This window comes from Methanosarcina flavescens, assembly GCF_001304615.2.
Lineage (GTDB): Archaea > Halobacteriota > Methanosarcinia > Methanosarcinales > Methanosarcinaceae > Methanosarcina > Methanosarcina flavescens.
The window spans coordinates 2,543,795-2,568,040 of sequence record NZ_CP032683.1; the positions used below are offsets into that span (position 1 = coordinate 2,543,795).

Below are 24,246 nucleotides of genomic sequence, written 5' to 3' on the forward strand. Positions count from 1 at the left end.
AAGCCTGAAATGAGAAGATCCTGAAATGAGAAGATCTTGAAATCAGGATCTCTTAAAATCATAAAGGCTTGAGATGAAAGAATCCTGGTATCGGATAAGGAGGACTCTGTATATGAGACTGCCAGTAAAAAGAACAGACCGTGATGTATATTACTGGGATCCATTTGACGAGATCAGAAAAATGCATGATTATTTGGAACAGATGTTCAGGAATTTCCCTATGCTGGAAAGCCGGTTTGGGACAGAGACTCTTTCCCCGCTGACTGATGTTGCCGAAGAAGACGATAAGGTAATTGTGACAACTGACCTGCCCGGAGTTGACAAGGAAAACATTGAACTCAATCTCAGGGATAATATTCTCGTAGTCAGTGCAGGAAAAGGGAAAGAAGAGGAGACTGAAAAAGAAGGTTACCTGAGAAAAGAAAGGTCTTTCATGCGTTATTATCGTGAAATTCCTCTTCCTGACAATGTAACCGATGAAGGGGCAGTTGCCCAGCTCAAAAACGGGGTCTTAACCATCACTCTGCCGAAAACAAAATCTGAAACCATAAAAAGGATTCAAATTGAGTAATTAGCTGTGAGATAGCCGTAAAAAGAATCCAGATTAGTAAAACGCCATCAAGATACGAAGTTCAAGAAGCCTGCAGGCAGATTCAGAAACCGGATTCTGGCTTAAAAACCAATTTCTGAAAGCTTGCAGGCCTCCTGAAATAAAACTCAATTTTCCTTCATTTTACCTTTTTTATAAATTAAGCTCATTTTGCTTATGCATTTTAAAAAGTGAATCATTTTTATTTACTTTTTCATTTGGAGTATATTGGGCTCTATAGGAAACCTCTCAAAATCAGCTCCAAAAGGCTAAAACTAAAGTCTCTAAGGTAAGTATTTTTACTTAGAATTTTTACTTACTTCAGTGCCTCATTCACCTGAATAACTTTCCTCAATAACCTCGCCCTGTGGCTCTTTTTCCTTGAAAATTTGTCCTTCGAAACAGGAAACCTCTGCTCCTTTAAGCCAGGCGTCAGGCGAAAGGCCGGCTTTCAGGCAAGTGTGACCAAGAAACTCGATAGAATCCATATTATGTTCAGGAGCGACCTGGGGAAGCAGCAATCCCTGACAATAACCCTGTTTTACAATTAGTCCATGCTTCCCTATTTCTACACGCTCAGGAAGCTCTTCTGGAGGAGCATTAATTTTTTCAGGCGGGGTAAGAATCGTTATCTCGACAACTATATTATCAATTTCATCTTCTCCAACAGGCGGAAAGCGTGGATCGCGAGTTGCCGCAGATATTGCAGAATCCATAATTGCGTCCTGAAGTGTGGAGTCCGGAAACGGGTGCCCTATACAACCTCTAAGGAGCCCGTTTTCCGTAAGCGTTACAAAAACTCCTCTTTTTTCCCCGAAAACCGGCGAAAGTTCAAAATCCAATTCCAGAGGTTTAGGGAGCCTTCCTTCCGATAGAAATAATTCAATCGTTTTCCTTGCAAGTTTAACTGCAGCCCTGCCTTCGATATCTGTTAGCATATTTGAACCAACACCTCAACTTTGCTCTCTTTATTCCGGCTTGTAAAACTTAACCAGCACCAGTCTCTAAGTATTATAAGTATTTCCAGTATTAGCTGCAAATGCCAGCCATGTATAAGCATCTATTCTATGATATATGTACGTGGAAGCTAGTATAACAGTATGTCTATCGGAGCTGGTTAAAGAATATATCCGGAACTTCAGGTTTCAGGAGTAAAAATGAGGAGTAAAAAAGTAAAAGGTAAGAATAATTTTTCTTAAAGGGATAATTAAGGATTCGACAGAAGTATTCTGCCGAATAGATAATACCTGTTGTTAATAATGCCGCAACCTGCAGGAATCCGGCAATTAAAGTGTCTTAGCTTCCTGATATCTTTTGGCTGCAGCCCTTAGAGACTCGACACCAGGAAGCTTTACTCCTGAGAGATAATCAATCAATGCCCCTCCGCCTGTGCTGATATGAGAGAAGCGGTGTGAGAGCCCGAGATGTTCAACTTCTGCCGAGATATGTCCGCCGCCGATAATCGAAAATTCTGATTTGACGGCAGCTTTTATAATCTCATGCGTTCCAAGAGCAAAATCATCAACTTCGGAAACTCCTGCAGGTCCATTTAAGACAACAGTCTTTGCATTCTCAATCTCACTGGTAAAATCCACAATGGTTTCAAGGCCGATATCGTTTATGGGGAGAGAATCTGAGTTAAGTTCCGAAACAGATACTTCAACTCGCTTTTTATCATCATTCAAAGCCACGTCCTTGGGGAGACCGACTTTATCTTTGAATTTTGTAAGTATACCTTTTGCTTTCTCAATCTGGTCTGCGTATCCCTGGGATTTGATAAAGTCCATATTGGCTTTCCCGATATCTACACCTGAAGCAGCAAGTGCTACATTTGCCACTATCCCTGTAAGGAGTACACGGTCAGCTCCTCCGTTTGAAAGCACATTTTCCGCCACCCGGAGCGAATCATCAACTTTTGCTCCTCCGAGTACGAATATTGTTGGTCTTTCCCCTCCTTTAATCCCTCGATCCAGAGATATGAGCTCTTTTTCCATAACTCTTCCAGCCCCGGTCGGGAGAACCTCAGTAAATCCGACTACGGAAAGATGAGACCTGTGGGACACAGCAAAAGCATCATTGAGGAAAATATCCACAAAGGGTGCCAGCTTTCTAACCGGAAACGTATTCGCCTGTTCTTCTGGGGTTCTTTCAAGGCTTTCTTCGGAATAGAACCTTACATTTTCAAGCAGAATAACTTCTCCATTCTCCATCGAGGCAATCCTGGTCTTCGCGTAAGTTCCAAAAATATCATCCACGTAAAGAACCTGCTTGCCCAGGTATTTAGACATCAACTGGGCGTGGGGCTTCATTGTAGTAAAGTCCTTTTTCCCGGGCCTGCTCTGGTGCGCAAGCAAAACAACCTTTGCGTCCTCAAGATCCTTCAAGGTAGCAATATGGCTTCGGATCCGCATATCATCCAGAATATTACCCTGTGGATCCATAGGAGAGTTCAGGTCAACCCTTACAAGAATTGTCTTTCCATATGTGTCAAAGTCATCGATTGTAAGAAAGTCTCTAGAAGTCATACCCTCAGCGCACCTTTGTGAATAAGATTTTATATATATTGAAGAATAAATTTAAAGATAAATTTTAAAGAATTTCTTTTCGTTAAATAGTGATTACCTTTGTCATGGGATTTTTTTCCATAAATAAGTTTGTTTGTAGCCAGGTCTCATGAGATTGATTATAAATATTATGTAAAGGCTAGTAGCAAAAAAGAGCTGTATAATTTAAGAACCCATCGCGTTACAGAGTAAATTATTAAAGGGGGTAGAACGGGACGACATATGAAAAAGATAACCGTGAAGATTTCGAAGAGAGAATAAGAATGATGGTGGAAGCCGGGTATGAGACTGTTGCAAGGGAGATAATCAAATGCACACGTTGCCCGCTCCATGAAAGTGCAATAAGACGGGTAATTGGAAAGGGATCGTGCCACCCGAAAGTTTTCTTCATAGGAGAGGCACCTGGTGACAATGAAAACAAAACTGGAATACCATTCTCTGGAAGGGCGGGAAAGCAACTCGACAAAATGATTGAATATATGGGACTTTCCAAAGAAGACTGGATGGTAACAAATACGGTCAAATGCCATCCCCCTGGGAATAGGAAGCCTAAAATTAATGAAATCGAATGCTGTAAACCATTCCTTCTTTCCCAGATAATCCTGCTTAACCCGAGAATTATAATTCTTCTTGGCAATACAGCCGAGAGATCTTTCTGCCCCGGAAGAAAACTCGAATGGGGAGTGCCTGTAGAACACGAAGGAAGAACTATCCTGAAACTCTATCATCCTGCAGCCCTGATTTACAATCGTTCAAAGATAGAAACCCAGAATGCTTTTATTGACAGAAATCGTGGGTTATGGAGCTGAATGTTCCGGATGGCACCACGCCCTTCCCAAAAAGCGCTAGAACTTACAAGACCAAGAATAACCCATCCGCAATCCCTTACTTAGAGAGTCTCGGAATCAAGTTTTGTTACCTTGGCTGCATTTCTCATCTTTACTCCCGGAGTTTGTGGATTATATATCGATTCAAAAATTATAAATATCGAGATCCTTACTCTAATATTGGGGTCTGTGTGGCTGTCAGGGGTAATGATTCACAAAAACGGTCAGCGCATCTAAAATTGGAGTATCCAGTATCGTCCGGGTATCATCCAGTACTGCAGTAAATTCTGAGATGTAGATGCCTTAACGCCTGATACCAGATTCCCCTAATATACCTAGAATTAATTATTATTTACTGGGAGAAGATTCTTTGGGAGAGGTAGTATGGCAATGGTAAAAATGACACCTGATGTACTTTCGTGTTCTGATGATAAGGGAAATATGGAGATTCAAATCAATCTGCCGGGAGTAAAGAAAGAGGATATCGAATTAAAAATGGTTGCGGAAGGCTTCTTCATAAGAGCAAAAAGAGAAGAAACGGGAGTTGAATATGCAGGAACTTATGCATTCTGCTGTCCGGTTGTCCCTCAAAAGGCAGTCGCAAGATACTGTGAGGGGAAACTCATCGTTATAGTGCCTTACTTGGAATCTTCTGAGGTTGTAAATGTTGAAATCCAGTAAGAGGCCGGAATAACAAATTAATATATAGAGTATTATTAGCGCTGCGGATTGGGCTTTTTAACCTGGAAAATGGATAATATGGATGAGAAATGGATAACATGGATGAGAAGTAGATAAGACGGAGGAAGAAATGCATCCAGTAATCGATTATAAAAAATGTACCGGAGCTCTTGCCTGCTATGAGGTTTGTCCTGCAGAAGTTTTTGATGTCGAGGAAATCGATCGAGTAAAAAGGGCAGTTGTAGCCCGCCCTGAAAACTGCATAGAGTGTGGATACTGCGTGGATGCCTGCCCGGAAGATGCTATTGAACTTATTGAAGATTAAATTAAGAATAAAGTTTAAGCTAAAATAAAACTTAACCAGAATTGACCGGTAGAATACCGGGATTTTAAGGCTTTCGGAGAACAAATCAGTTAACAGATAAGGATTTTCTGGAAAAGGGGATTTTAAGCCGCAGGTTCGATTCGCCATTTCAATACCAGCCTCATATCCACAGCAAGAGCACCTTTTCCTTCTTCAAAAACCATCATGGGGTTGATTTCGAATTCCTCAATTTCCGGAAAGTCGCAAACAAACTCTGAAACCCTTAGAATTATATCAACAAGCGCGTTGATATCCGAAGGTTTTGCCCCCCTGATTCCGGTAAGAAGCGGGTAGGTTTTAATTCCAGTAATAAGCTCTCGAGCTTCTCTTTCGTCAACCGGGGCGATTGCAAACCTGACGTCTTTGAGGATTTCTACGTATACTCCTCCGAGCCCGAACATCAGCATGGGCCCGAAAGTAGGATCGCGGACCATTCCGAGAATAACCTCTCTGCCGCCTGAGAGCATTGGCTGCAACTGGACGCCTTCAAGGAATGCGTCCGGCATTTTCTTTGAGATGTCTTCCATCATATCATGGTAGGCAGCCTTGACTTCGGCAGAGTTATGCAGGGAAAGTCTTATTCCTCCAATATCGGACTTATGGGAGATCTGCGGGGAAACGACCTTCATTACAAGGGGATAGCCTATCTCTTCTGCGGCATTTACGGCTTCCTCAACAGTTTTTGCAAATATGGTCTTTACTACAGGAATGCCGTAAGCTTTCAGAATGTCAAAAGCCTCAATGCCAAGCATATGCCGGTCTTCTGCCCGGGCAGCCTCAATAATCCTTGCTGCCGTGACCCTATCTGTCCCGGATATCCTGGGGACAATACCTGCCTGTTCCATAATCATATCATACCTTATGGACAGTTATTCTTTAAGGGTATTAATTTTTTGATAACATCATAACTCTGAAAGGCTGAAAAAGTGACTCTCGGAAATACAGAAAAAAGCCGAAAGATAAGGAAAGAAAAGGAGTAGAAAAGGAGTAGAAAAGATAGTAGAAACATAGCTTAATAACAAAGCCTACTTCAATAGAAAATACTATTTAAATATCTCAACAAGGATATTATTTTAAGTTAAAATTTCAACAAGGAATGTTGCTTTAATTTAAAATAGAAAAAGGTAAAGGAGAAACTCCTTTACTATCAGACAGGTATAGAGCTGCGCAGTTTAGCTTCGGTCTCAACAATTTCCTTTGTGTCCCTTGCAATGGTAAGCTCTTCATTGGTCGGGATAACAAAGACTCGAATTTTTGAATCTGGAGCGGCGATGTCGATTTCCTGTCCCCTTATTTTATTCTTTTCCTCGTCGATCTTTACTCCAAAGTTCTCAAGACCGGAAAGGATTCTCTTTCTGATGCTTGCACTGTTTTCTCCAATGCCTGCGGTAAAAACTATTGCATCGGGGCCATCGAGAACAGCTGAATATTCACCAATAACTTTCTTAATCTTGTAGGCGAAGATCTCGAGGGCAAGATCTGCTCTCTCATTCCCTTTGGAGGCTGCTTCGTCAAGGTCTCTAAAGTCGTTGCTGACTCCTGAGACTCCTAGCACACCGGACTTTTTGTTCATAAGGGTGTCGATTTCTCTGGTAGAGAGGTTTTCTTTCTCCATTATGAAGGGGACGACTGCAGGGTCAATTGAACCACATCTGGTACCCATGCAAACTCCCTCGAGCGGGGTAAAGCCCATCGTTGTCTCAACAGATTTTCCACCCTTGACAGCTGTAATGCTTGAACCGTTCCCGAGGTGACAGGTGATAATTTTAGTTTCCTCTGCGGGTTTTCCAAGCATATCAATAGCCCTTCTGGAAACGTACATATGGGAAGTTCCATGGAAACCATATTTCCTGATACCATATTTTTCGTACACCTCGTATGGCAGAGCATACATGTAGGCATATTTTGGTATTGTCATGTGGAATGCAGTGTCAAACACGGCAACCATTGGTACGCCAGGCATGAGTTCCTGACAGGCTTTAATACCCATCATGTTTGGAGGGTTGTGGAGAGGAGCCAGATCAAAACATTCCTCTATAGACTTCTCTACATCTGCATCAATTAAAGCCGAAGAAGTAAATTTCTCGCCACCATGCACAACCCTGTGCCCTACAGCATTAATCTCACCCATATCCTTTATGACCCCGAATTCCGGATCGGTAAGGCTTTTGACAACCTCTTCCATAGCTACTTTGTGGTTGGGGAAGTCAGTAGTCTTTTCCAGTTTCTTACCATCAAATCTCTTCTGGGTAATAATTGAGTCTGTGATACCTATCCTCTCACAGAGACCTATTGCAAGAGGTGATTCGGTGGTCATATCAATTAATTGGTATTTGAGAGACGAACTGCCCGCATTTATAACTAGTACTTTCATTGTTCAAACCCCAGTTCATACATTGCTTCTATCTACATTAGGATTTTACGTTAAATATATTATATATGACAGTTAATAAAAAGCTTCCTAAATTGTTCGCAACTAGTTAAACATTCGCAGTTATTTATCCTGAGCTGCGGCCTGAACACAGGTAATTGCAACGGCACCAACAATGTCTTCGTCACTGCAGCCTCTGGATAGGTCATTAATAGGCTTGGCAAGTCCCTGGGTTATAGGGCCATAAGCTTCAGCCTTTGCAAGCCTCTGGGCAATCTTATATGCGATGTTTCCGGCGTTAAGGTCAGGGAATATAAAGACATTTGCCTTACCTGCAACAGGGCTTCCCGGTGCTTTTGAAGCTGCAACTTTGGGGACAATTGCTGCGTCTACCTGAAGTTCACCATCAATTGCTATATCAGGGGCAAGTTCCTGTGCACGCTTTGTTGCAGCGACTGTCGCCTCAGTCAGCTTGCTGTGAGCGCTTCCCTTGGTGGAGTAAGAAAGCATTGCGACATACGGGGTATCCTGAACCAGAAGTTCGAAGGTCTTTGCAGAGGTTACGGCAATGTTTGCAAGATCTTCTACGCTTGGCATTTCTACCATGCCCGAGTCAGCGAAGAGGAACGTTCCATCGGATCCATATTCACAGTCAGGTACGGCAATAATGAAAAAAGCAGATGCAAGAGCTGAATCTGGAGCGGTTTTAACGATCTGGACAGCAGGTCTAAGAGTGTCAGAAGAAGAGTGAACAGCGCCTGATACGACACCGTCAACTTCGCCGAGTTTGGCCATCATAACAGCGAAGTAAACGTAATCCTTCATAATTTCAGCTGCGCTTTCGAGGGTGACACCTTTGTGCTTTCTCAGCTCATAAAAAGCCTGAACATACTCATCTCTTCTCTCATAAGTTTCGGGATCTATAATCTTTGCTTTTGAGAGGTCAAGATCTCCTCCGAGTGCTTTGATGTCCTCCTCCTTACCGATAAGGACAACATTTGCAATACCTCTTTCGAGGATCTTGGCAGCTGCCTGGAGGACTCTTATATCTTCAGTTTCAGGTAAAGCGATTGTTTTGTTAAGTTTCTTTGCTCTTTCACTGATTTTTTCTAAAAATGTTACCAATCAACCAACCTCCTATATAATTAGAGTAGTTTAAGTTAGCTGGGTCTTGATATATAAATTTACGTAAAAGGTATAGTGATATATATAAAAATGAAAAATATATATCTCAGACTGCCAGCAAATTTTTTAAATACAACTCGTTTTCCTGAAATATATAACAATCTGGATTATTTTTATATCACATACGCAATACTTAAGATAATATTACTGAATATAAATGATAAATTGATATAAAAGAATACCGGAATGATCTCAATGAAGATACTGGGAATTTCAGGCAGCCCACGAAAGGGCCAGAATTGTGAGAAAATGATCGAGGCCGTCATTAAAGTTGCAAAAGAAAGGGGTTTTGAGACCGATACTGTTTTTATCTCCAATTTAGAAATCGGCCCCTGTAAAGCCTGTGGAGCCTGCAGGGAAAAAGATTCCTGTATAATTGATGACGATATGGAAGAGGTTTATGAGAAAATGAGAAGCTCTGACGGCATAGTCGTAGCAGCCCCAGTGTATATGGGAAATTACCCTGCCCAGCTAAAAGCCCTTTTTGACCGCTCTGTTCTCCTCCGCCGTAAAGATCTAGCGCTCAAGAATAAAGTCGGAGCAGCCCTTTCAGTAGGAGGCTCAAGGAATGGAGGGCAGGAAAAGACAATTCAATCAATTCATGACTGGATGCACATTCACGGGATGATAGTCATTGGTGATAATGCCCACTTTGGAGGAGTCACCTGGAACCCTGTAGAAGAGGACAACATTGGAATGCAAACTGTGCTTGAGACCGCAAAAAAATTATGTGATGTCCTTGAACTTATAGGAAAAAAATAAGAACTTATGTATAAATAAATTTAAAAATTAACATAGTTATCTAAATTTCAGCTCAAAAACCTGAAATTTACTTTTTTTCCATGAAAGGCGAGAATAAATCCTCGATGAACAACTCAATTTATAACGGAATTGGTCTCATCGAGGGATGGGCAATAAATTCTCAAGCTTCTTATAAACCTTTATTAATAGATGCCTGCAATCTCTTCCCTGGGAGTGGCTTTTTTGCAGGATGCTGTATTATAATAATGGGACAATGATTTATTATCGACTCACTCAGGGCAGAAGGTCAAAGGAATTAGATAATGGGGAGGGTTTTAAGGATGAATAATTCAACTCAGGAACAGGTCCAGTACATAAATCCAGATGGCTTGCCTAAAAACCCGACATTTACTAACGCGATTGTTGTAACCGGTGGGGTAAAAACGATTTACATCGGGGGGCAAGATGCGGTTGATGCCTCCGGGAGAATTGTTGGAAAAGGCGATATTAGACAACAGACTGAGCAGGTTTTAGCCAACCTGCAAACAGCACTGAAAGCTGCTGGCGCTGAACTGGAGCACATTATCAAGTGGAACGTGTATGTTGTCCAGGGACAACCCTTACAGCCGGGTTTTGAGGTATTCCAGCAGGTATGGGGTCACAGGCCTAATCCGCCTGCCATCACCTTTATGTTTGTGTCGGGACTGTCAAATCCCGATTTCCTTGTGGAAATGGACGCCATTGCTGTTGTGCCTCAGTAGTGATTAAAGGGGGATAAGGGGGAACCATCGTGACAAAGAGCAGGAAGATAACTTCCCACGAGAACGATTATGCATTGATAAACGGTTTAAACATGTATTACGAAATCCACGGCACTGGCAGACCGCTGGTTTTGCTCCACGGTGCTTTATCGGCGACCGATACTTCATTTGGGAATTTTCTCCCGTTCTTTGCAAAGACCAGGCAGGTAATCGGGATCGAACAATAGGCTCACGGACACACTGCAGACATGATCGCCCATTGACCTGCGAACAGATGGCGGAGGACACTATAACACTTCTCAGGCAACTGGGTATCGAAAAAGCCGATTTCTTCGGCTATAGCATGGGAAGCACCATTGCCCTGCAGATTGCTATTAAGCAGCCAGATCTGGTGCGCAAACTCGTAGTCGCCTCTCCCTCGTATAATAACGACGGTGTCTATCCCGAGGTGCTCGGGAGAGAAAAAACCTGAAGCCTGAGAATCTTTCCGGATCAGAATGGCGCAAAGTTTATTCGAAGATCGCACCGAACCCGGAGAACTGGTCCAGATTTATCGCCAGAATGCAGCAGCTTGATCAGAATTTTAAGGGCTGGTTACCTGAGGAAATTCAGTCGATCAAGGCACCAGCGCTGGTCATAATTGGAGATTCCGATATTGTTCGCCCCGAACATGCAGTTGAGATGTTTCGGCTTCTTGACGGTGGAGTGGCAGGTGATCTTGCAGGTTTATCTCGTTCCCGACTGGCTGTGATTCCAGGTATCACTCATGTCGCACTTATTGATCGTGTTGATTGGCTAGTTCCGATGGTTGAAGAGTTTCTCAATGCGCCCATGCCAGATGCTCAGTCTTTATAACATATCATGCGTATTCTATCTCAGGTGTATTAAGCAACCTGTAAACCGGCTACTGACAACCTCGAGAAGCTCCCGGATGCATACTGAATAGCAGTAAATATAAAAAGGGTCCCCTAATAAAAAGAATAGAACCAGGATAGGGAATGCCATTTATAAATTGTGGGGGCTTTATGTCTATATCTGTAACTGAAAGCGGCTTAAACGGGGACCTGGAAAAATACCTGAAAAACATAATACTGGAAGATAGGGATAAAATCTGCAATTATGTAGAATTATCTGCCAGAGAGATATTGCCAATAACCCGCAGGCTTTTTGAAGAAAAGGTTTCTCTTGCCTACGACTTTGAAATCTCACAAATTGTAGAAAAAGAGAGGCACCTGATAATTTATGGAGATGCAGGCTCGGGAAAGACGATAACCCTCAAATGGCTGAGTAATGTCTATGCCAGGCAGTACCTCCTGAAAAAGGAAGGATTTATCCCAATCTATGTCGCACTTGATTCCTACGTTAAAGGTTCTTTCTACAACTACTTAAAGACGAAAGTAAAGGAAAAAGGCATTTCTGAGGCAGATTTTAAGAAATTGCTCGAAGGAAAAGCCCTGCTGCTCTTGGATGGGCTTGACCTGCTCACACCTTCGGATGAGTTTTCCCCTTTTGATGAGGTTTCTGATTTTATTTCCGAATATGAAGACTGCAGATACGTTGTTGCCTCGAGACCCGAGCCTTTTGACAGTTTGAAAAGTACATTTGCACTGTCGGAACTCGAAAAATTAACCGATGAGAAAATCAGGTTGTTTATAGCAAAGAATGTTCCCAATAAAAGACAGGCAAAGCTTTTGACAGCCAGGAGTTTGAGTGAGATCCATTCGAAACCAGTCCTTAGAAACCCTCTGCTGCTTTATATCTGGATCAAGCTCTCAACAGTACATATGGAAACGAGGGAAAAGGCTGGAGGCATTCAATGCCTTCCCCTTGAAGGTTCTGTTCCCTCGAGCCATACGGAAATCTATCAGGCCTTCGTTTCTGAGCTTTTTGAAAATAGAAGGTTAAGAGAGGAGTTTTTCAAATCTCGAAACCTACCTCATTTAAAGATAAGTCCTGATAGAACGAATCATAAAAGAATTCCTCGTGGAAGAATAGATTCTCAGGAATTGAGTACTGGAAAAACGGACATCGAAAATATCCTGATGAATCTGTCGTTTGAACTCCAGTGCAGGAACAGGATTTCATGTAAGTATAACTACGCCCTTGAAATGGCAGAAGGGATTGAGTGCGGCAGATCTGGAAGAGCAAGAGCCAGAAAGTTCCTTCAATCCTGCCTGAGGATCGGGCTCCTTATAAGAAAGAGATCCGAAATAAGGTTCGGAATAAATCGGTCTTTTCAAGAATATTTTGCGGCGTTAAAGCTGAAAGCGTGCCTTGAAAGCGGAATGGACATCTCAAAGACATTCAGGAACCCGAAATGGGAAAACGTGATAGTGCTTACCTCGGAGTTAGTCGAGTCAGGAGAAGAACTTGTAAACTCAATAATCTCAAGCGGAAACTTAGATTTAGCCTCAAAATGTGCTTTGAGAGCCAATGCTAAGACAAAAGGGAAACTGTGCGAGTTGCTTTCCAGGAAATTTGACAGTAAATACACCGTAGAGAAAGTAAGGGCAGTTCAAAGCCTGGGGAGGCTGGGTACCTGTGGAATCATAGCCAATTTAGGAGCTCTTGAAGATAAGGACATCGGGGTAAAAAGAGAAACTGCAAAGGTGCTTGGGGAAACAAGGTCCGAAATAGCGCTCGCTCCGCTTGAGGCTGCAATAAGAGATAAGGATTACTCTGTGCGTATAGAGGCTGTAAAGTCTCTTGGGATAATAGGGTCCGAGAGAGCTATCGAACTGCTCAGGAGTACGTTTGAAGATAAGAACCGGGCTGTCCGTCTGCAGGCTGTGGAAGCTTTGATGCAGATAGGATCAGAGAAGGCCCTGGAAATCCTTGTTTCCGCACTTGGGGCTAATGATGATTTCGTCCGTATAGGGGCTATAGGTGCGCTTGGCAGGACAAATTCCAGAGAAGCGGCAGAAGCTCTTATAAAAGCGTTTAAGGAAGAAGACAGGCTTGTCCGGATGGGAGCTGCCGAGGCTCTTGGCCAGATGAAATCGGAAAAAGCTGTTGAATTGTTTATAAATGCCCTGGAAGATGACGATGAATTTGTACGCTGGATCGCCACAAAAGCACTTGGAGAAATAAGATCGGATAAAATATCAGGCACATTTGTCAATATGCTTGGGGATAAGAGCCGCTTTGTCCGTCGGGAAGCCGCGAAGGGACTTGGCATGGTAGGGTCGGAAAGAGCCCTCGATCCCCTTGTGTCTGCGCTCTGGGACGAGGATGAGTTTGTAAGGAAGACAGCCGCAGAATCCTTAGGGGAAATAGGATCTGAAATGGCTGCTAAAACTCTGATAAATAAACTCCATGATGAGAGCCATTTAGTCCGACTGGAAGCTGCAAGAGCCCTGGGCGCAATGAAGGTCCGCAAAGCTATTGTTCCACTTCTTTTTGCACTGGGAGATGAAAACCGTTTTGTCAGGAAGGAAGCGGCAAACGCACTCGGGCAGTTTGAATCACAGGAAGTCTTTGAACCGCTCATTCGGATTTTTAAGTCAGGGAATAATCTTACAAGGCAGGGGGCAGTAAGAGCTCTGGGCAAGATAAATCCTGATGGCATCCCTGACTGGATATCGGATAGAATCTTTGATTTCATTGATTATGCGATCAAAGACGAAGATAAGCTTGTGCGGAGGGAAGCCGCAAAAGCCCTGCGAAATCTGTCGGAAAGCAGGCTCAAAAGAGCTTTTGAGTCCCTGATCCGCGCCCTTGATAGTGAAGATGATGAAGTCAGGAGGCTTGCAGCCGAGTCACTGCCATTTTTTGATTGTGAGATGGCGGTTTCCCCGTTAATCAATGCACTCAAATCCAGAGATGCAACTGTACGCAGGTTTGCAGCCGTAACCCTGGGTCGGATAAGGTCAAAAGAAGCCCTGCAGCCCCTTATAGAAGTTCTGGTTTTTGATGACAACGGCTCCGTAAAAGAGGAAGCTGCAAAATCCCTTGGAAAAATAAAATCCAGAAAAGCTGTAGAACCCCTTATTGACGCACTGATGGATAGAAACAATGAAGGAAGATCGGGAGCAGCCGAAGCTCTTGGCAGGATTAAAGCCTCAAATTCGGTGGATCAGCTTATCTCTGCTCTTGCGGATCCGGACGATTTTACCCGGCTTGCTGCCGCAAAAGCTCTCGGCAGGATAAAACCGAAAAGAGCTATCGAACCTCTTATAAACACCCTTTACGACTGGAACCGCTTTGTAAAAGCTGAAGCAGCCGGAGCCCTACGAAGAATTTGTACTAAAGAGGACAAAGTACATTTGCAAGCTTTACTTGACTTAGAAAACGAGTTCATAGCAAACCTTGCTTTTGAGATCCTTGAGGGCATCGAGATGAATGAAATCTTAAAGACCCATTTGTGGGAGTGTCCACAAGATAATTTTTTTCGGCAGGAGCTGACAGTAAAAGCAGGAAAGTATAACAGGAAATGTAGCAGGAAATATAGCAGGAAATGTAGCAGGAAACCAAATAAAAAAGTCATTGAATTTGAAAGATGAAGTTTTACTTATTTTTACTGCTTTTCCATTCGACAAATATCTAATGCACCCAGATCTAATGCACCCAGAATATGCCTATAATTGAAAATAAGATAGTCTCGGTAGAGACTTATGAGTCTTCAGGTTTCCATTCTTCTGAGCCCTCGTTCTTACCGATGAATCTCATTAACTTAACATCGTCGTCAATTATTTCTATATAAAGGAATTTTCTATTTGCAGGATTGTCCTGGACGCCCCAGCAGCCGGTATTTGCAACTTTTTTTATCTTATCAACATATGCATCATGGGTATGACCATATATGAGGTACTGATCTTTTTTAATTCCAAACATATAGCTCCTGGCATCCGATTCAACCAGTTCTCTAATAGTAAAATAGTCAATATCCTTCGAGATTTTAAAATTGCGAATCCATTCATAATATTGCTTGAGCTTTTCATATAGTTCAGGGAATATCTTCTTGAGTATCTCGGAGCTTGAGTCCAGATGTTTTTTGATTAGATGGGATATATTTTCCCTCAGTTCAGATAATTCCGTCATACCTGTCCTCAAGTTTCTCACGTTTTCCTCTCTTGGTTTTATCCTCTTTTCCGGGGGATCAAGAAGACTAATATCACTTTCGGATAACTCTAGTTCTTTAATTAGTTCTTTTGACCTCTGAGCTTTTTCGGCAAAAGCCTTCACCTGTTTTTTTATCTCATCTATTTCCTTATTTCCTTTATTATTGCATATGATTCTTCAGGTGAGAGCCCACTTAGCTTCTGCTCTTTTTCTGTAGATTCAATCTGAGACAGAAGTTCTCTGGATTTACACGATATTTCCTCTGTCAGAGTCAGTGGTGTAATATGTGATGAAATTTCTCTGGATTCAAAATCTCTCTCAAGTTCTTTTAATTTATAAATTTCGAACTTATCTGTTCGAAATCCTTTTAAAGAGCCTGGGCTTTTTACTGCACGTGTTATCTTTTCGAGATAAAATTTCCACAGATTATCTGCAAACCGACTTCCTTCTTCACCAATCAGGCACATATCTTCACAAAAATTTTCATACAATGCAAGCGATTTATACAAACTCCAGCTTAACACTTCAAACTGATATCCATGAATAAAATAAAACACTTCATCTTTACTCCTGATTTTGACCGATTTTTTTATATCGATAGAATAATCAGCTCCGTTTTTGTTCAGCCAGAGTAGGTAATAATCGTGATTGCCGACAATATAATGAAAATTTGTGTTAGTATGTTTACATTTCAGTTCTTTAAACTTATCTAGATAATATTTTTCATCAACGATGACGCTTAAGTAGTCATGTCTCCAAAAATCCAGTATATCACCGAGAAGAATAAAGTCGCTTATCTTGCTAAAATCCAGGGTGTCTAAAAAGTCTCCGAACTGAGCTTCCCTATGTTTTTCTTCTTCTGGTCTATCTTTTCCAATAGTCAATCCAAGATGAACATCGGATACAGCAATTATTGATTTTCCTATCATAACTTAGCTCTCCCCTTAGCCAAGTCTCCTATATAGCCGATCCCAGAACCTGAATGGTCACAGAATTAGTTTTCGGAATCCTGTGTTACTGTTTATTATTGTGCTTTCAGGTGACTGCGTAGATTCTGTTAAGATTGATTAATGATTACAGGTTTATAACGGTACAACTATTTTTATTCCTGACTTATTCTTCTGCTACCCTCAACATCAATTATTTTCATATTTATATAATACTCCACGCCAAGTCTCATAGCTCCACCTTGCTGGACGCCCTGAGGGTTACAAATTTTGTTGGCATAACCAGAAACCAGCAAGCGTTCTATAACATACGTTCCAAAATCGAGAACAGGTACATTGTTAGCCAGCACCAAGAGGGAAATATGAAATGACATATGCGCAAGAAGCGCTCGAAACCGAGCAGAAGATGACTGACGACGAGCGGTTCTCAATGATCATCAGCATCCTTGGAGCTGCCTCTCTGTTTCAGCGAGACAAACGAATCCCTGAGGGTGTCCCCATGAGCGCTGGCTACACGCCCGGTGTGCCGAGGCTCGGCATCCCGGCGCTGCGAATGAGCGATGCGAGTCTCGGCGTCACCAATCCAGGCTACCGGCCCGAAGACAAGGGTGCCACAGCATTGCCGGCGTCCATTGTTGTCGGCTCGGGTTTTAATCCGCAGCTTGCGCGTGAGGGCGGCTCGGTACTTGGTCGTGAGGCGCGTATCCGGGGATTTAATGTGATGTTAGCCGGCGGGGTCAATCTCGCCCGAGACGTGCGCAACGGCCGAAATTTCGAGTACTACTCCGAGGATCCGTTGCTCAGCGCAGTCCTCGGCGCGGAGGCTGTCAATGGCATCCAGGGAGAGGGCGTCATCTCGACCCTCAAGCACTATTCGCTCAATTGCAACGAAACCAACCGCCACTGGCTGGATGCAATCATAGACCCGGCTGCGCATCGAGAGTCTGACTTGCTCGCCTTCCAGATCGCAATAGAACGCTCACAGCCTGGCTCGATCATGAGCGGCTACAACAAGATCAACGGCGAGTACGCCGGCGGCAACAACTATCTCCTGAATGACGTGCTCAAGGGTGCATGGGGCTATGAGGGCTGGGTGATGTCCGACTGGGGAGCGACTCCAAACTGGGACTTCGCCCTCAAGGGGCTCGACCAGGAATCCGGCGTGCAGTTGGATATGATGATGTGGCAGGTCGAGCCATTCACCGAGCCTCTCAGGAAAGCCTATGCTGAAGGCAAGCTTCCCAAGGAACGCCTCTTCGATATGGTGCGCCGCATTCTTCACTCGATTTACACGATTGGCATTGATAAATGGGGACCGGCACCCAAAGTAGACATGGCAAAGCACAACGAGGTGGCTCTCGAAACCGCGCGGCAGGGAATCGTGCTGCTGAAAAACCAGGGAGTGCTGCCACTTTCGACCGACAAGCCTCTGAAGATAGCAGTGATCGGCGGCTACGCACAGCTTGGTGTGCCAACTGGTACCGGTTCGAGTGCAGTCCTGCCAGTGGGTGGTTATGCAGCCGTCATCCCGATCGGCGGTCCAGGCATCGTGGGGAACTTGCGCAACCTTTACCTAATGCCCTCATCGCCGCTCGCGGAGCTGGAAAAGCTGCTGCCCAGGGCACAGATTGAGTTCGATCCTGGGCAAACTCCGGCAGAGGCAGCCCTGCTGGCACGTCGTTCGGATGTTGTTATCGTCTTCGGGATTCGCGTTGAGGGTGAGGGTTTCGATCTACCCGATTTGACGCTGCCATGGGGCCAGGATGCCATAATCGACACCGTGGCATCCCTCAATCCAAACACGATCGTTGTGCTGGAGACCGGAAACCCGGTTGCGATGCCGTGGCGCGACAAGGTGAAGGCGATTGTCCAGGCTTGGTATCCCGGGCAAGCGGGCGGCCAGGCGATCGCTGAGGTGCTCACAGGTAAGGTGAACCCGTCGGGTCGCCTGCCGATCACCTTCCCGAAAAGTCTCGCTCAGACGCCAAGACCTGAGCTGCCCGGGCTGGGCACTCCATGGGGTACGCCGACCACTATTCGCTACGACGAAGGTGCAGAAGTTGGTTATCGATGGTTTGCAAAGAAGGACGAAAAACCTCTCTTCGCTTTCGGCCACGGATTGAGCTATACAAGCTTCGCCTACAGCGACCTTAACGTCAGTGGCGGTGAGACCATCACTGCTAGCTTCACTATCACCAACACCGGTAAGTACGCGGGTGCGGACGTTCCCCAGCTATACCTTACCGATGCACCCGCTGAGAAGCGCATGCGGTTGCTTGGCTTCGAGCGTGTCCAACTCTCTCCCGGTGAATCAAAACGGGTAACAATTACAGCCGATCCGCGCCTGCTTGCGTGCTTTGACGTAGGGAAGCAGCAGTGGCGCATTAACGAAGGAAATTACGTTGTGTCTCTCTCGCGTTCAGCCGATGCTCCAATCGAGAAAATGGAAGCCCGCCTTTCGGGGCGTTTTTTTGGATGGTGATTCTACATACGGTTTGTTTTGTGAAACTACAGGTGATGTGGATTTTACAGAACCCCCAGCCTCTAGGATTTTCATCATTTCACTTCAAAGAACAGATTCTAACTTTATAGCATCTGTCTTCCGGTTTCCAGTGAAATTAAGTTCTTTTAAGGTCTCATTTAGGGAGAAGAGAAATTCAGCTTTGAGTTTTTCGGTCAATTGCTCAGGGTCTATGCTTTTGAAACAGGCAGGAGTTCCCTTTTTAACTTCCACATATCCCTTTTTTGCCATCCTTTCCAGCACAGAATAGATCTTTGGTCTGGGCACATGAGTAAATTCATGAATTTCCCTTGCTGTAGCTTCATTCAAGCTCAGGAGTCCGACATAAACTTTTGCTTCATTCTCCGTAAACCCCAGTTTCTTTAACTTGTTTATAAGTTCGATGTGCATTGAAGACCTCCGCAAGATTCTTTTATTCAGGCAGCCTCATCAAGCTTCTTGAGCGTTGCAAGCATTGTCTTCAGGCTTTCCTGGTATGCAAGGATATCCTCTTCACCCAGCCTTCTGAGGATCTCGGAGGCATTTTTCTCGAGTTCCTCCATAAACCATTCCCTGTAAGCTTTCCCCTCTTCAGTAAGGGAAATAAGCGTTTTCCTCCTGTCCCCGGGGTCTCCTTTCCTGTAGACAAGTCCCTCTTTTTCCAGGGCATCAATCATGCTTGTCAGGCTTCCTTTCTGAAGATCAAGGCACTTTCCCAGGGTTGTAGGCATAATATTATCTACTGCCCCGATAATCATGATAGCTCGGTTCTGGTTTTTATTCAGGTTATAAGGGCCGTCTCCAGTTTGGTGGAAGATCCTGGCAAAGTTTTTATGAAACAGATGAAACATCTCAAACTGAAGTTTTACTGCTTCTTTTATTCTTTCTTCTTTCATTGATATCCACAGCCAGAAATTTTTCCTAATTTGGATGTTAAATTGAAAGAATTTCTCAATAAACCTTTAAATCAGAACTTATAATGAAGAAATTAAGCCTGTTTTTCAGCTCATCTTTCAAATTGATCGTTCATATTCTTACTGTTCAATTATTCAATTGTTTGATTTCTTACTAACTCAATCTAATTTATATTTATACTTTGTGATTCAGGGTTCAATACTTCAATAATGTTAGCAATTCTTTAAACTCATATCCGTACGAATTAGACATTTCAGGTATGTATGTGCCCAGATGAAAGTAATCAGTGAACCAATTACTGTCCCCGCAACAAGCCCCCACCAGACGCCAGAAAGCCCCCAGTTGAGTCCGAAAGCAAAAATTAAGGCAAAGAGAGGGGTCATGATCAGGCTGCGCAAAAGCGTAGCTATAAGGGCACTAGTGCCTTTTCCTGCTCCCTGGAAGAAAGAAGCGGAAAGCATCCCAAAGGCGACTGCCGGATAGAACACTGTCATGATCTTAAGGAGCCTCGTAAGTTCAGGTGCGATTCGGGCAGCGTCTTCGGTCTGTGTAAAGACAGCAGCGATTTCTGGAGCGAAAATGAATACGAGAACCGCAATTGCGGCTTCGACCAGAAATCCGATTTTAACTGCGTAAAAAAGGGCATTCTGGGCTTTTTTAAAGTCCTTTTCCCCGAAAGCAGCTCCTCCTATTGAGACCATGGAGATCGAAATTCCTATCAGGGGCGTAACTGCTATGCCTGTCACTCTCCAGGCTGTGGCATAAACCGCAACCCCATCCGTACTGCTGACATCCGCGATTATAACATTCATTATAAGTGCGGTCAGCGCCAGGGCTAACTGCTCAACTGAGGAGGGTATTCCGACCCTGAAAATATCTTTTACTATCGCTCCGTCGAATTTGAAGGAACTGAACTTGAAAGCTACATAGGTATCTTTTTTGATGAAAAACCAGTAAAACATCAGCAGTCCGGAACTGGCATAAGCGACGACGGTTGCCAGGGCAGCTCCTGCAATCCCTAACCCCAGAGTATATATAAATATGGGGTCGAGTATTACGTTCAGGCCTGAGCCAAGAATCATTGACTGCATAGCCCTTTTTGAATCCCCTTCACTTCTCAGGATGGAGTTTGCAACATTAGTAAAGAAGAATATAAAACTGCCTCCGAAAAACACTCTGGCGTACCTGATTCCGAGCTCTATCGTTCTTCCGGCGGCTCCACTGTATACGAAAAGATCTTCCACAAAAGCTAATCCAAGCACGGTCAGTACAGCTGTCAGGGTGAGCATTATCACAAAGGTATGCAGGGCAACGTTATCTACACCTGTCTTATCTCTGGCTCCGATCCTCCTAGAAATTGCAGACCCTCCACCAACCCCCAACCCGCTTGTAAGTGCCATCTGGATAAGGAAAAAAGGAAATGCAAATCCTATAGCAGCCAGAGCATCAGCTCCCAGCCCCGCAACCCAGAAGGTGTCTGTAAGGCTGTATATTGTTTGCGCAGACATTGCAACTATTATAGGAATTGATAGCTTGACAACGGCTTTCTGGGGGTCCCCGAGAAGAGTATTTACTCCTTCTGTTGTCTCTTTATGCACAAGAAAACTTTTTTCTTCGACCAAAAAACTCCTCTCATTTTTTTACTGCTCTCCTTTTTTCCTCTGCTTCTTCTCTTTAATATCCTGACAGTTATCTTTCTTCTTACAAAACCGACTGAAACTCATGTAATAGGAGTTTTATCTTTAATTATCTGGACACTTATCATTATCGTGACTATGGAATACGCCTGGCTTGCCATGAGCCTTAGTAAAAAGGGTGAAGGAGGAACTATTGTCTTAAAAGAAATACTTATTCCCTTTTAAGGTCAGGCAGGAAGGTAGGTTTATTTAGTCACAATATTAGCCTATATCGTTATTTCTTTTCTTATTGGAGACGGCGTTATTACGCCTGCAATAAGCATACTCAATGCTGTTGAGGGTACGCATCGTTTCTGGTTTTGAGAATACAGGACAGAGTGTTCTGATCTTAATTGCTGGTATAATTGCTATTAATCTTTTTTTCAGTCCAGAGTAAGGGAATAGAAAAGATTACATGGGTATTTGGCCCGATAATGTTTTTATGGTTTGCATCCCTTGCATTTTTTGGAATCTCTTCAATGTTTTATATGCCAGGCATAATTAAAGCCATCAATCCTTAGAAATGTAAAATGGAAAAGTACAATGGGTCCTCAGCCCTAAATAGAGTTAAAAAAGATGATATAATGGAGTACTATCTAAAGATTACCCATCGATTAGATAAGATATCTGAACAAACTGTATAATCGGAATCAGTCAGGTAAAAATAAAGACACAACAGCCGATTTATATACTAAACTGTTATACGAAACAATCATTCATAATAATATATATTCTAAGTTAACACACCCTATTTTATTAAGATCCATATTTGGGTTCTTGCTTTTTTGTACCAATCAATTGTACAATAATGCTAGTTAATATGTATACATTCATGTAGTATCGGCAAATAAAGCAAATAATCGATACTTATGGATATTACTTTTGATTATGGATTTTAATAATATTTAGCCTGTCTGAATAATAGTTCGTTCTGGATAATTACTCCGGTTTGGGCGTCAGTGCGCTTTGAATAATTATCCAAAAATTCAAAATTCAGGTGTGTAGAACTGGATAAAATGGAGGGATCTGATTGGATAAGCAGTATTTACCATATCTTGCTGCAATTCTCTTTGCTTTTCTCATAATCGCATCAGGTGTTGCAGGAGCCGAGGGCTGCACATACACAAATGTAAGTGTTAATGATGCCAGGAATATGATTGAAGAAGGCAATGTCTTCATTCTCGATGTACGTACCCCTGATGAATTCAATGCAGTGCATATTAAAGGAGGGGTATTGATACCGGTCGCGAGCCTCAAGAATCCGCCTGGAGAGCCGATTTTGCCTTATGAAGATCTGCTGGCAAATCGAACGGATGAGTTGCCGGATGATTGTAATACAAAAATACTTATTTATTGTAAAACCGGGACACGAAGCACCAGTGCAAGCAAAGTCGTGGTTGATGCTGGTTACAGCAATGTTTATAACATGAATGAAGGGATCAAAGTCTGGATAGACGCAGGATACCCCGTTGTAAGCAGCTTTGTGGATGAGCTTGACTGTGCTGATGACTCAACTAAAACTGCCCTCAACGCAAAAGTCAACAACATACTCTGTCATCTTCAAAAAGGAAATGATGCTAAAGCTATAAAGAAAATTAGCACTTTTAGTGCTTTCGTTAATAAAACAAAAGCTGAATGCAGGTTGAATTCTACCGAAGCCGATTACCTGATCCACGAATCCACAGTTCATCTTAAGGATCTTATCTAATATTTATATGACCTTACCTGATTTATTCATCAGTTGCCTGCAGGACAGGCAACTTTGATTTTATTTTCTCACAATAACGAGCGTCTTTTTAAGAAAAATACAGCCACTAATATGCATACCAGGCTCGCCAGTTTGAATCCGGGCAGGCTTTCTTCCACAGCATACGGCTTTTCTTCCACATGTATAGGAAGGTCAAGCGTATAATCTTCCACGTTCTCAGTATCTTCGCCGAAGTAATATATTACTCTGCCTTTGACAGTAAAATCTCCAGGCTGGTTAGTCTCAATTCTTACTTCAATATCCCTGCCCTGTCCAGGCTCAAGTTCATATGTTGTCGTATACTGACCTGCACCCGACTGGACAAACTCCGAGGAAGAAACACTCATTCCTGATGGCGGAATAATAATAACCTGCACATGCATTGCAGGTTTTGTGATAAGATTGACAGCTGACAGTTTGAGCAGAATGTCTTCCCCAGCAATAACCCAGGTCTTCTCACCATGGAGACTGACACTTGCAGAGGGGGGTGCAGGTTTAGAGTTCCCGGTTGATTTTGTGTTTTCTGGAGCCGTTTTTCGTGCAGGCTCAGATTGTATGTAGTTGTTATTCTCAATTTTAGTATATTCTGAGCGTACTATATGATACGAGTTTCCTTTACTACGCGAAGATTCGCTCTCGGTATCCTCTGAAATTTCTGTCTCTTCTGAGGTTTGCGTTCCTGTATCATCAATTTCTATTTCCATGTCCTCCGAGGGCTGAGTTTCCGTATTCTCTGATGATACTGCTTCCTTAATTTCCTGGGAATTTGCTTCGGTTTCCTCAGCCGGTTCTAACTCCGGTTCTTCCTGGGGATTGGTTTTTGTTTCTTCAGTCGGCTCTGGTTCAGGATTTCCCTCGGAATTTGTTTTGGTTTTCTCAGCAGACCCTGATTGGGTATTCTCAAAGGATTGATTTTCTTCCTTCTCCAAAGGCTCTACGTCTTCATTTTGGGTCTCATCGTTTTTTGAGGATTGCGTGTCTGTATCTTCTGGGGGTTGTGGCTGCTCTTCGAAATTCTGTGCCTCCCTTGAAGGCTGCATTATTTCTTCTGAAGACTCCACTTTGTTCTCGTTAGAATCTGCTGAAGCCTCTGACGCATATACATACGAAACGTTGCTTACCAGGAAACAACCGACTAAAAGACAAACTATTAGAGTTTTTAAAATAGCCCTCTCAGACATTCCACCACCTTTTTGGGCTGCCATCTGTATACATCCGGTCAATTTTAGTTGAAAGGCTTTTTGAGATTATTGGCGCCTTTTCGTAGCTTATTGAAATATTAAAAATAGGAAAAATGTATGTATTTTTCCTGAAATC

The 24,246-nt window shown here is 43.2% G+C and carries 25 protein-coding genes and 1 pseudogene; 14 read left to right on the plus strand and 12 right to left on the minus strand.

Annotation, left to right across the window (positions count from 1 at the left end):
• The first annotated feature begins 112 nt into the window (after positions 1–112).
• On the plus strand, positions 113–571 hold the full coding sequence (locus AOB57_RS11155; protein WP_054299336.1) for an Hsp20/alpha crystallin family protein: 459 nt from the start codon (positions 113–115) through the stop codon (positions 569–571).
• Positions 572–918: 347 nt separating this feature from the next.
• On the opposite strand, the gene AOB57_RS11160 is transcribed toward AOB57_RS11155, so the two are convergent.
• Entirely contained in the window at positions 919–1,527 is a 609-nt protein-coding gene (locus AOB57_RS11160; RefSeq protein ID WP_054299335.1) for a TIGR00296 family protein, read from the minus strand.
• 348 nt (positions 1,528–1,875) lie between these two features.
• The gene (locus tag AOB57_RS11165; protein WP_054299334.1) at positions 1,876–3,114 is read right to left on the minus strand and encodes a phosphoglycerate kinase; all 1,239 of its coding nucleotides are present in this window, start codon (positions 3,112–3,114) and stop codon (positions 1,876–1,878) included.
• A 302-nt stretch (positions 3,115–3,416) separates the two neighbouring features.
• Here AOB57_RS11165 and AOB57_RS11170 point away from each other — a divergent pair, with 302 nt between their 5' ends.
• The 3 genes from AOB57_RS11170 (at position 3,417) to AOB57_RS11180 (ending at position 4,986) form a co-directional block, all read left to right on the plus strand.
• The gene (locus tag AOB57_RS11170) at positions 3,417–3,962 is read left to right on the plus strand and encodes a uracil-DNA glycosylase (protein ID WP_054299333.1); all 546 of its coding nucleotides are present in this window, start codon (positions 3,417–3,419) and stop codon (positions 3,960–3,962) included.
• A 402-nt stretch (positions 3,963–4,364) separates the two neighbouring features.
• Positions 4,365–4,661: an Hsp20/alpha crystallin family protein gene (locus AOB57_RS11175; protein WP_054299332.1), complete on the plus strand. Its 297-nt coding sequence runs from the start codon at positions 4,365–4,367 to the stop codon at positions 4,659–4,661.
• Between the two features lie 130 nt (positions 4,662–4,791).
• Positions 4,792–4,986 carry a 4Fe-4S dicluster domain-containing protein gene (locus AOB57_RS11180; protein WP_054299331.1) on the plus strand — a complete coding sequence of 65 codons (195 nt, stop codon included), beginning with the start codon at positions 4,792–4,794 and terminating at the stop codon, positions 4,984–4,986.
• Positions 4,987–5,108: 122 nt separating this feature from the next.
• On the opposite strand, the gene AOB57_RS11185 is transcribed toward AOB57_RS11180, so the two are convergent.
• The 3 genes from AOB57_RS11185 to pta form a co-directional block, all read right to left on the minus strand.
• Positions 5,109–5,876, minus strand: a complete 768-nt coding sequence (locus tag AOB57_RS11185; RefSeq protein ID WP_054299330.1) for an acetate--CoA ligase family protein — start codon at positions 5,874–5,876, stop codon at positions 5,109–5,111.
• A 296-nt stretch (positions 5,877–6,172) separates the two neighbouring features.
• Complete coding sequence (locus tag AOB57_RS11190) at positions 6,173–7,399, minus strand: acetate kinase (protein WP_054299329.1); 1,227 nt, start codon at positions 7,397–7,399, stop codon at positions 6,173–6,175.
• Between the two features lie 120 nt (positions 7,400–7,519).
• Positions 7,520–8,521 (minus strand): phosphate acetyltransferase, encoded by a 1,002-nt coding sequence (gene pta, locus AOB57_RS11195; protein ID WP_054299328.1) that lies wholly within the window; start codon positions 8,519–8,521, stop codon positions 7,520–7,522.
• A gap of 255 nt (positions 8,522–8,776) precedes the next feature.
• On the opposite strand from pta, the gene AOB57_RS11200 reads away from it, so the two are divergent.
• From AOB57_RS11200 to AOB57_RS11215, 6 genes are all read left to right on the plus strand, one after another.
• A complete protein-coding gene (locus AOB57_RS11200) occupies positions 8,777–9,343 on the plus strand; it encodes a flavodoxin family protein (protein ID WP_054299327.1) in 567 nt (188 codons plus the stop codon).
• A 320-nt stretch (positions 9,344–9,663) separates the two neighbouring features.
• Positions 9,664–10,083: a RidA family protein gene (locus AOB57_RS11205; RefSeq protein ID WP_054299509.1), complete on the plus strand. Its 420-nt coding sequence runs from the start codon at positions 9,664–9,666 to the stop codon at positions 10,081–10,083.
• Positions 10,084–10,112: 29 nt separating this feature from the next.
• Positions 10,113–10,310, plus strand: coding sequence for an alpha/beta fold hydrolase (locus AOB57_RS14595; RefSeq protein ID WP_226999478.1), 198 nt, complete (start codon positions 10,113–10,115; stop codon positions 10,308–10,310).
• Positions 10,307–10,555 (plus strand): alpha/beta fold hydrolase, encoded by a 249-nt coding sequence (locus AOB57_RS14600; protein ID WP_226999701.1) that lies wholly within the window; start codon positions 10,307–10,309, stop codon positions 10,553–10,555. Before AOB57_RS14595 ends, AOB57_RS14600 begins: the two co-directional genes overlap by 4 nt.
• Before the next feature lie 89 nt (positions 10,556–10,644).
• Positions 10,645–10,938 carry an alpha/beta fold hydrolase gene (locus AOB57_RS14605; RefSeq protein ID WP_226999479.1) on the plus strand — a complete coding sequence of 98 codons (294 nt, stop codon included), beginning with the start codon at positions 10,645–10,647 and terminating at the stop codon, positions 10,936–10,938.
• Between the two features lie 170 nt (positions 10,939–11,108).
• A complete protein-coding gene (locus AOB57_RS11215) occupies positions 11,109–14,585 on the plus strand; it encodes a HEAT repeat domain-containing protein (protein ID WP_082384272.1) in 3,477 nt (1,158 codons plus the stop codon).
• A 109-nt stretch (positions 14,586–14,694) separates the two neighbouring features.
• Here the strand turns inward: AOB57_RS11215 and AOB57_RS11220 are convergent, their stop codons facing one another.
• From AOB57_RS11220 to AOB57_RS11230, 3 genes are all read right to left on the minus strand, one after another.
• Positions 14,695–15,267, minus strand: a complete 573-nt coding sequence (locus AOB57_RS11220; protein WP_054299326.1) for a hypothetical protein — start codon at positions 15,265–15,267, stop codon at positions 14,695–14,697.
• A gap of 17 nt (positions 15,268–15,284) precedes the next feature.
• The gene (locus tag AOB57_RS11225; protein ID WP_054299325.1) at positions 15,285–16,073 is read right to left on the minus strand and encodes a metallophosphoesterase; all 789 of its coding nucleotides are present in this window, start codon (positions 16,071–16,073) and stop codon (positions 15,285–15,287) included.
• A 173-nt stretch (positions 16,074–16,246) separates the two neighbouring features.
• Positions 16,247–16,465, minus strand: coding sequence for a hypothetical protein (locus AOB57_RS11230; protein WP_167829604.1), 219 nt, complete (start codon positions 16,463–16,465; stop codon positions 16,247–16,249).
• Here AOB57_RS11230 and AOB57_RS11235 point away from each other — a divergent pair.
• Positions 16,459–18,573 (plus strand): beta-glucosidase, encoded by a 2,115-nt coding sequence (locus tag AOB57_RS11235; RefSeq protein WP_193726264.1) that lies wholly within the window; start codon positions 16,459–16,461, stop codon positions 18,571–18,573. The two genes, AOB57_RS11230 and AOB57_RS11235, sit on opposite strands and share 7 nt — an antisense overlap.
• 84 nt (positions 18,574–18,657) lie before the next feature.
• Here AOB57_RS11235 and AOB57_RS11240 read toward each other — a convergent pair whose 3' ends face one another.
• The 3 genes from AOB57_RS11240 to AOB57_RS11250 form a co-directional block, all read right to left on the minus strand.
• Positions 18,658–19,002, minus strand: a complete 345-nt coding sequence (locus AOB57_RS11240) for a TrmB family transcriptional regulator (protein WP_054299324.1) — start codon at positions 19,000–19,002, stop codon at positions 18,658–18,660.
• Positions 19,003–19,028: 26 nt separating this feature from the next.
• Entirely contained in the window at positions 19,029–19,487 is a 459-nt protein-coding gene (locus AOB57_RS11245; protein ID WP_054299323.1) for a MarR family winged helix-turn-helix transcriptional regulator, read from the minus strand.
• 231 nt (positions 19,488–19,718) lie between these two features.
• Positions 19,719–21,128 (minus strand): MATE family efflux transporter, encoded by a 1,410-nt coding sequence (locus tag AOB57_RS11250; RefSeq protein WP_054299322.1) that lies wholly within the window; start codon positions 21,126–21,128, stop codon positions 19,719–19,721.
• Here AOB57_RS11250 and AOB57_RS11255 point away from each other — a divergent pair.
• The 3 genes and pseudogenes from AOB57_RS11255 (at position 21,099) to AOB57_RS11260 (ending at position 22,890) form a co-directional block, all read left to right on the plus strand.
• A pseudogene (locus AOB57_RS11255) lies at positions 21,099–21,506 on the plus strand (KUP/HAK/KT family potassium transporter). The gene AOB57_RS11250 and the pseudogene AOB57_RS11255 sit on opposite strands and share 30 nt — an antisense overlap.
• Before the next feature lie 41 nt (positions 21,507–21,547).
• On the plus strand, positions 21,548–21,703 hold the full coding sequence (locus AOB57_RS14610) for a KUP/HAK/KT family potassium transporter (RefSeq protein ID WP_226999480.1): 156 nt from the start codon (positions 21,548–21,550) through the stop codon (positions 21,701–21,703).
• Positions 21,704–22,212: 509 nt separating this feature from the next.
• Complete coding sequence (locus AOB57_RS11260; RefSeq protein ID WP_082384271.1) at positions 22,213–22,890, plus strand: rhodanese-like domain-containing protein; 678 nt, start codon at positions 22,213–22,215, stop codon at positions 22,888–22,890.
• Positions 22,891–22,958: 68 nt separating this feature from the next.
• Here the strand turns inward: AOB57_RS11260 and AOB57_RS11265 are convergent, their stop codons facing one another.
• The gene (locus AOB57_RS11265) at positions 22,959–24,134 is read right to left on the minus strand and encodes a hypothetical protein (RefSeq protein ID WP_054299320.1); all 1,176 of its coding nucleotides are present in this window, start codon (positions 24,132–24,134) and stop codon (positions 22,959–22,961) included.
• Positions 24,135–24,246 lie beyond the last annotated feature (112 nt).

Coding starts and splice junctions, on each gene's coding strand:
- AOB57_RS11155 (WP_054299336.1), top strand. CDS start 113: ATGAGACTGCCAGTAAAAAGAACAGACCGTGATGTATATTACTGGGAT.
- AOB57_RS11160 (WP_054299335.1), bottom strand. CDS start 1,527: ATGCTAACAGATATCGAAGGCAGGGCTGCAGTTAAACTTGCAAGGAAA.
- AOB57_RS11165 (WP_054299334.1), bottom strand. CDS start 3,114: ATGACTTCTAGAGACTTTCTTACAATCGATGACTTTGACACATATGGA.
- AOB57_RS11170 (WP_054299333.1), top strand. CDS start 3,417: ATGATGGTGGAAGCCGGGTATGAGACTGTTGCAAGGGAGATAATCAAA.
- AOB57_RS11175 (WP_054299332.1), top strand. CDS start 4,365: ATGGCAATGGTAAAAATGACACCTGATGTACTTTCGTGTTCTGATGAT.
- AOB57_RS11180 (WP_054299331.1), top strand. CDS start 4,792: ATGCATCCAGTAATCGATTATAAAAAATGTACCGGAGCTCTTGCCTGC.
- AOB57_RS11185 (WP_054299330.1), bottom strand. CDS start 5,876: ATGATTATGGAACAGGCAGGTATTGTCCCCAGGATATCCGGGACAGAT.
- AOB57_RS11190 (WP_054299329.1), bottom strand. CDS start 7,399: ATGAAAGTACTAGTTATAAATGCGGGCAGTTCGTCTCTCAAATACCAA.
- AOB57_RS11200 (WP_054299327.1), top strand. CDS start 8,777: ATGAAGATACTGGGAATTTCAGGCAGCCCACGAAAGGGCCAGAATTGT.
- AOB57_RS11205 (WP_054299509.1), top strand. CDS start 9,664: ATGAATAATTCAACTCAGGAACAGGTCCAGTACATAAATCCAGATGGC.
- AOB57_RS14605 (WP_226999479.1), top strand. CDS start 10,645: ATGCAGCAGCTTGATCAGAATTTTAAGGGCTGGTTACCTGAGGAAATT.
- AOB57_RS11215 (WP_082384272.1), top strand. CDS start 11,109: ATGTCTATATCTGTAACTGAAAGCGGCTTAAACGGGGACCTGGAAAAA.
- AOB57_RS11225 (WP_054299325.1), bottom strand. CDS start 16,073: ATGATAGGAAAATCAATAATTGCTGTATCCGATGTTCATCTTGGATTG.
- AOB57_RS11235 (WP_193726264.1), top strand. CDS start 16,459: ATGACATATGCGCAAGAAGCGCTCGAAACCGAGCAGAAGATGACTGAC.
- AOB57_RS11230 (WP_167829604.1), bottom strand. CDS start 16,465: ATGTCATTTCATATTTCCCTCTTGGTGCTGGCTAACAATGTACCTGTT.
- AOB57_RS11240 (WP_054299324.1), bottom strand. CDS start 19,002: ATGCACATCGAACTTATAAACAAGTTAAAGAAACTGGGGTTTACGGAG.
- AOB57_RS11245 (WP_054299323.1), bottom strand. CDS start 19,487: ATGAAAGAAGAAAGAATAAAAGAAGCAGTAAAACTTCAGTTTGAGATG.
- AOB57_RS11265 (WP_054299320.1), bottom strand. CDS start 24,134: ATGGCAGCCCAAAAAGGTGGTGGAATGTCTGAGAGGGCTATTTTAAAA.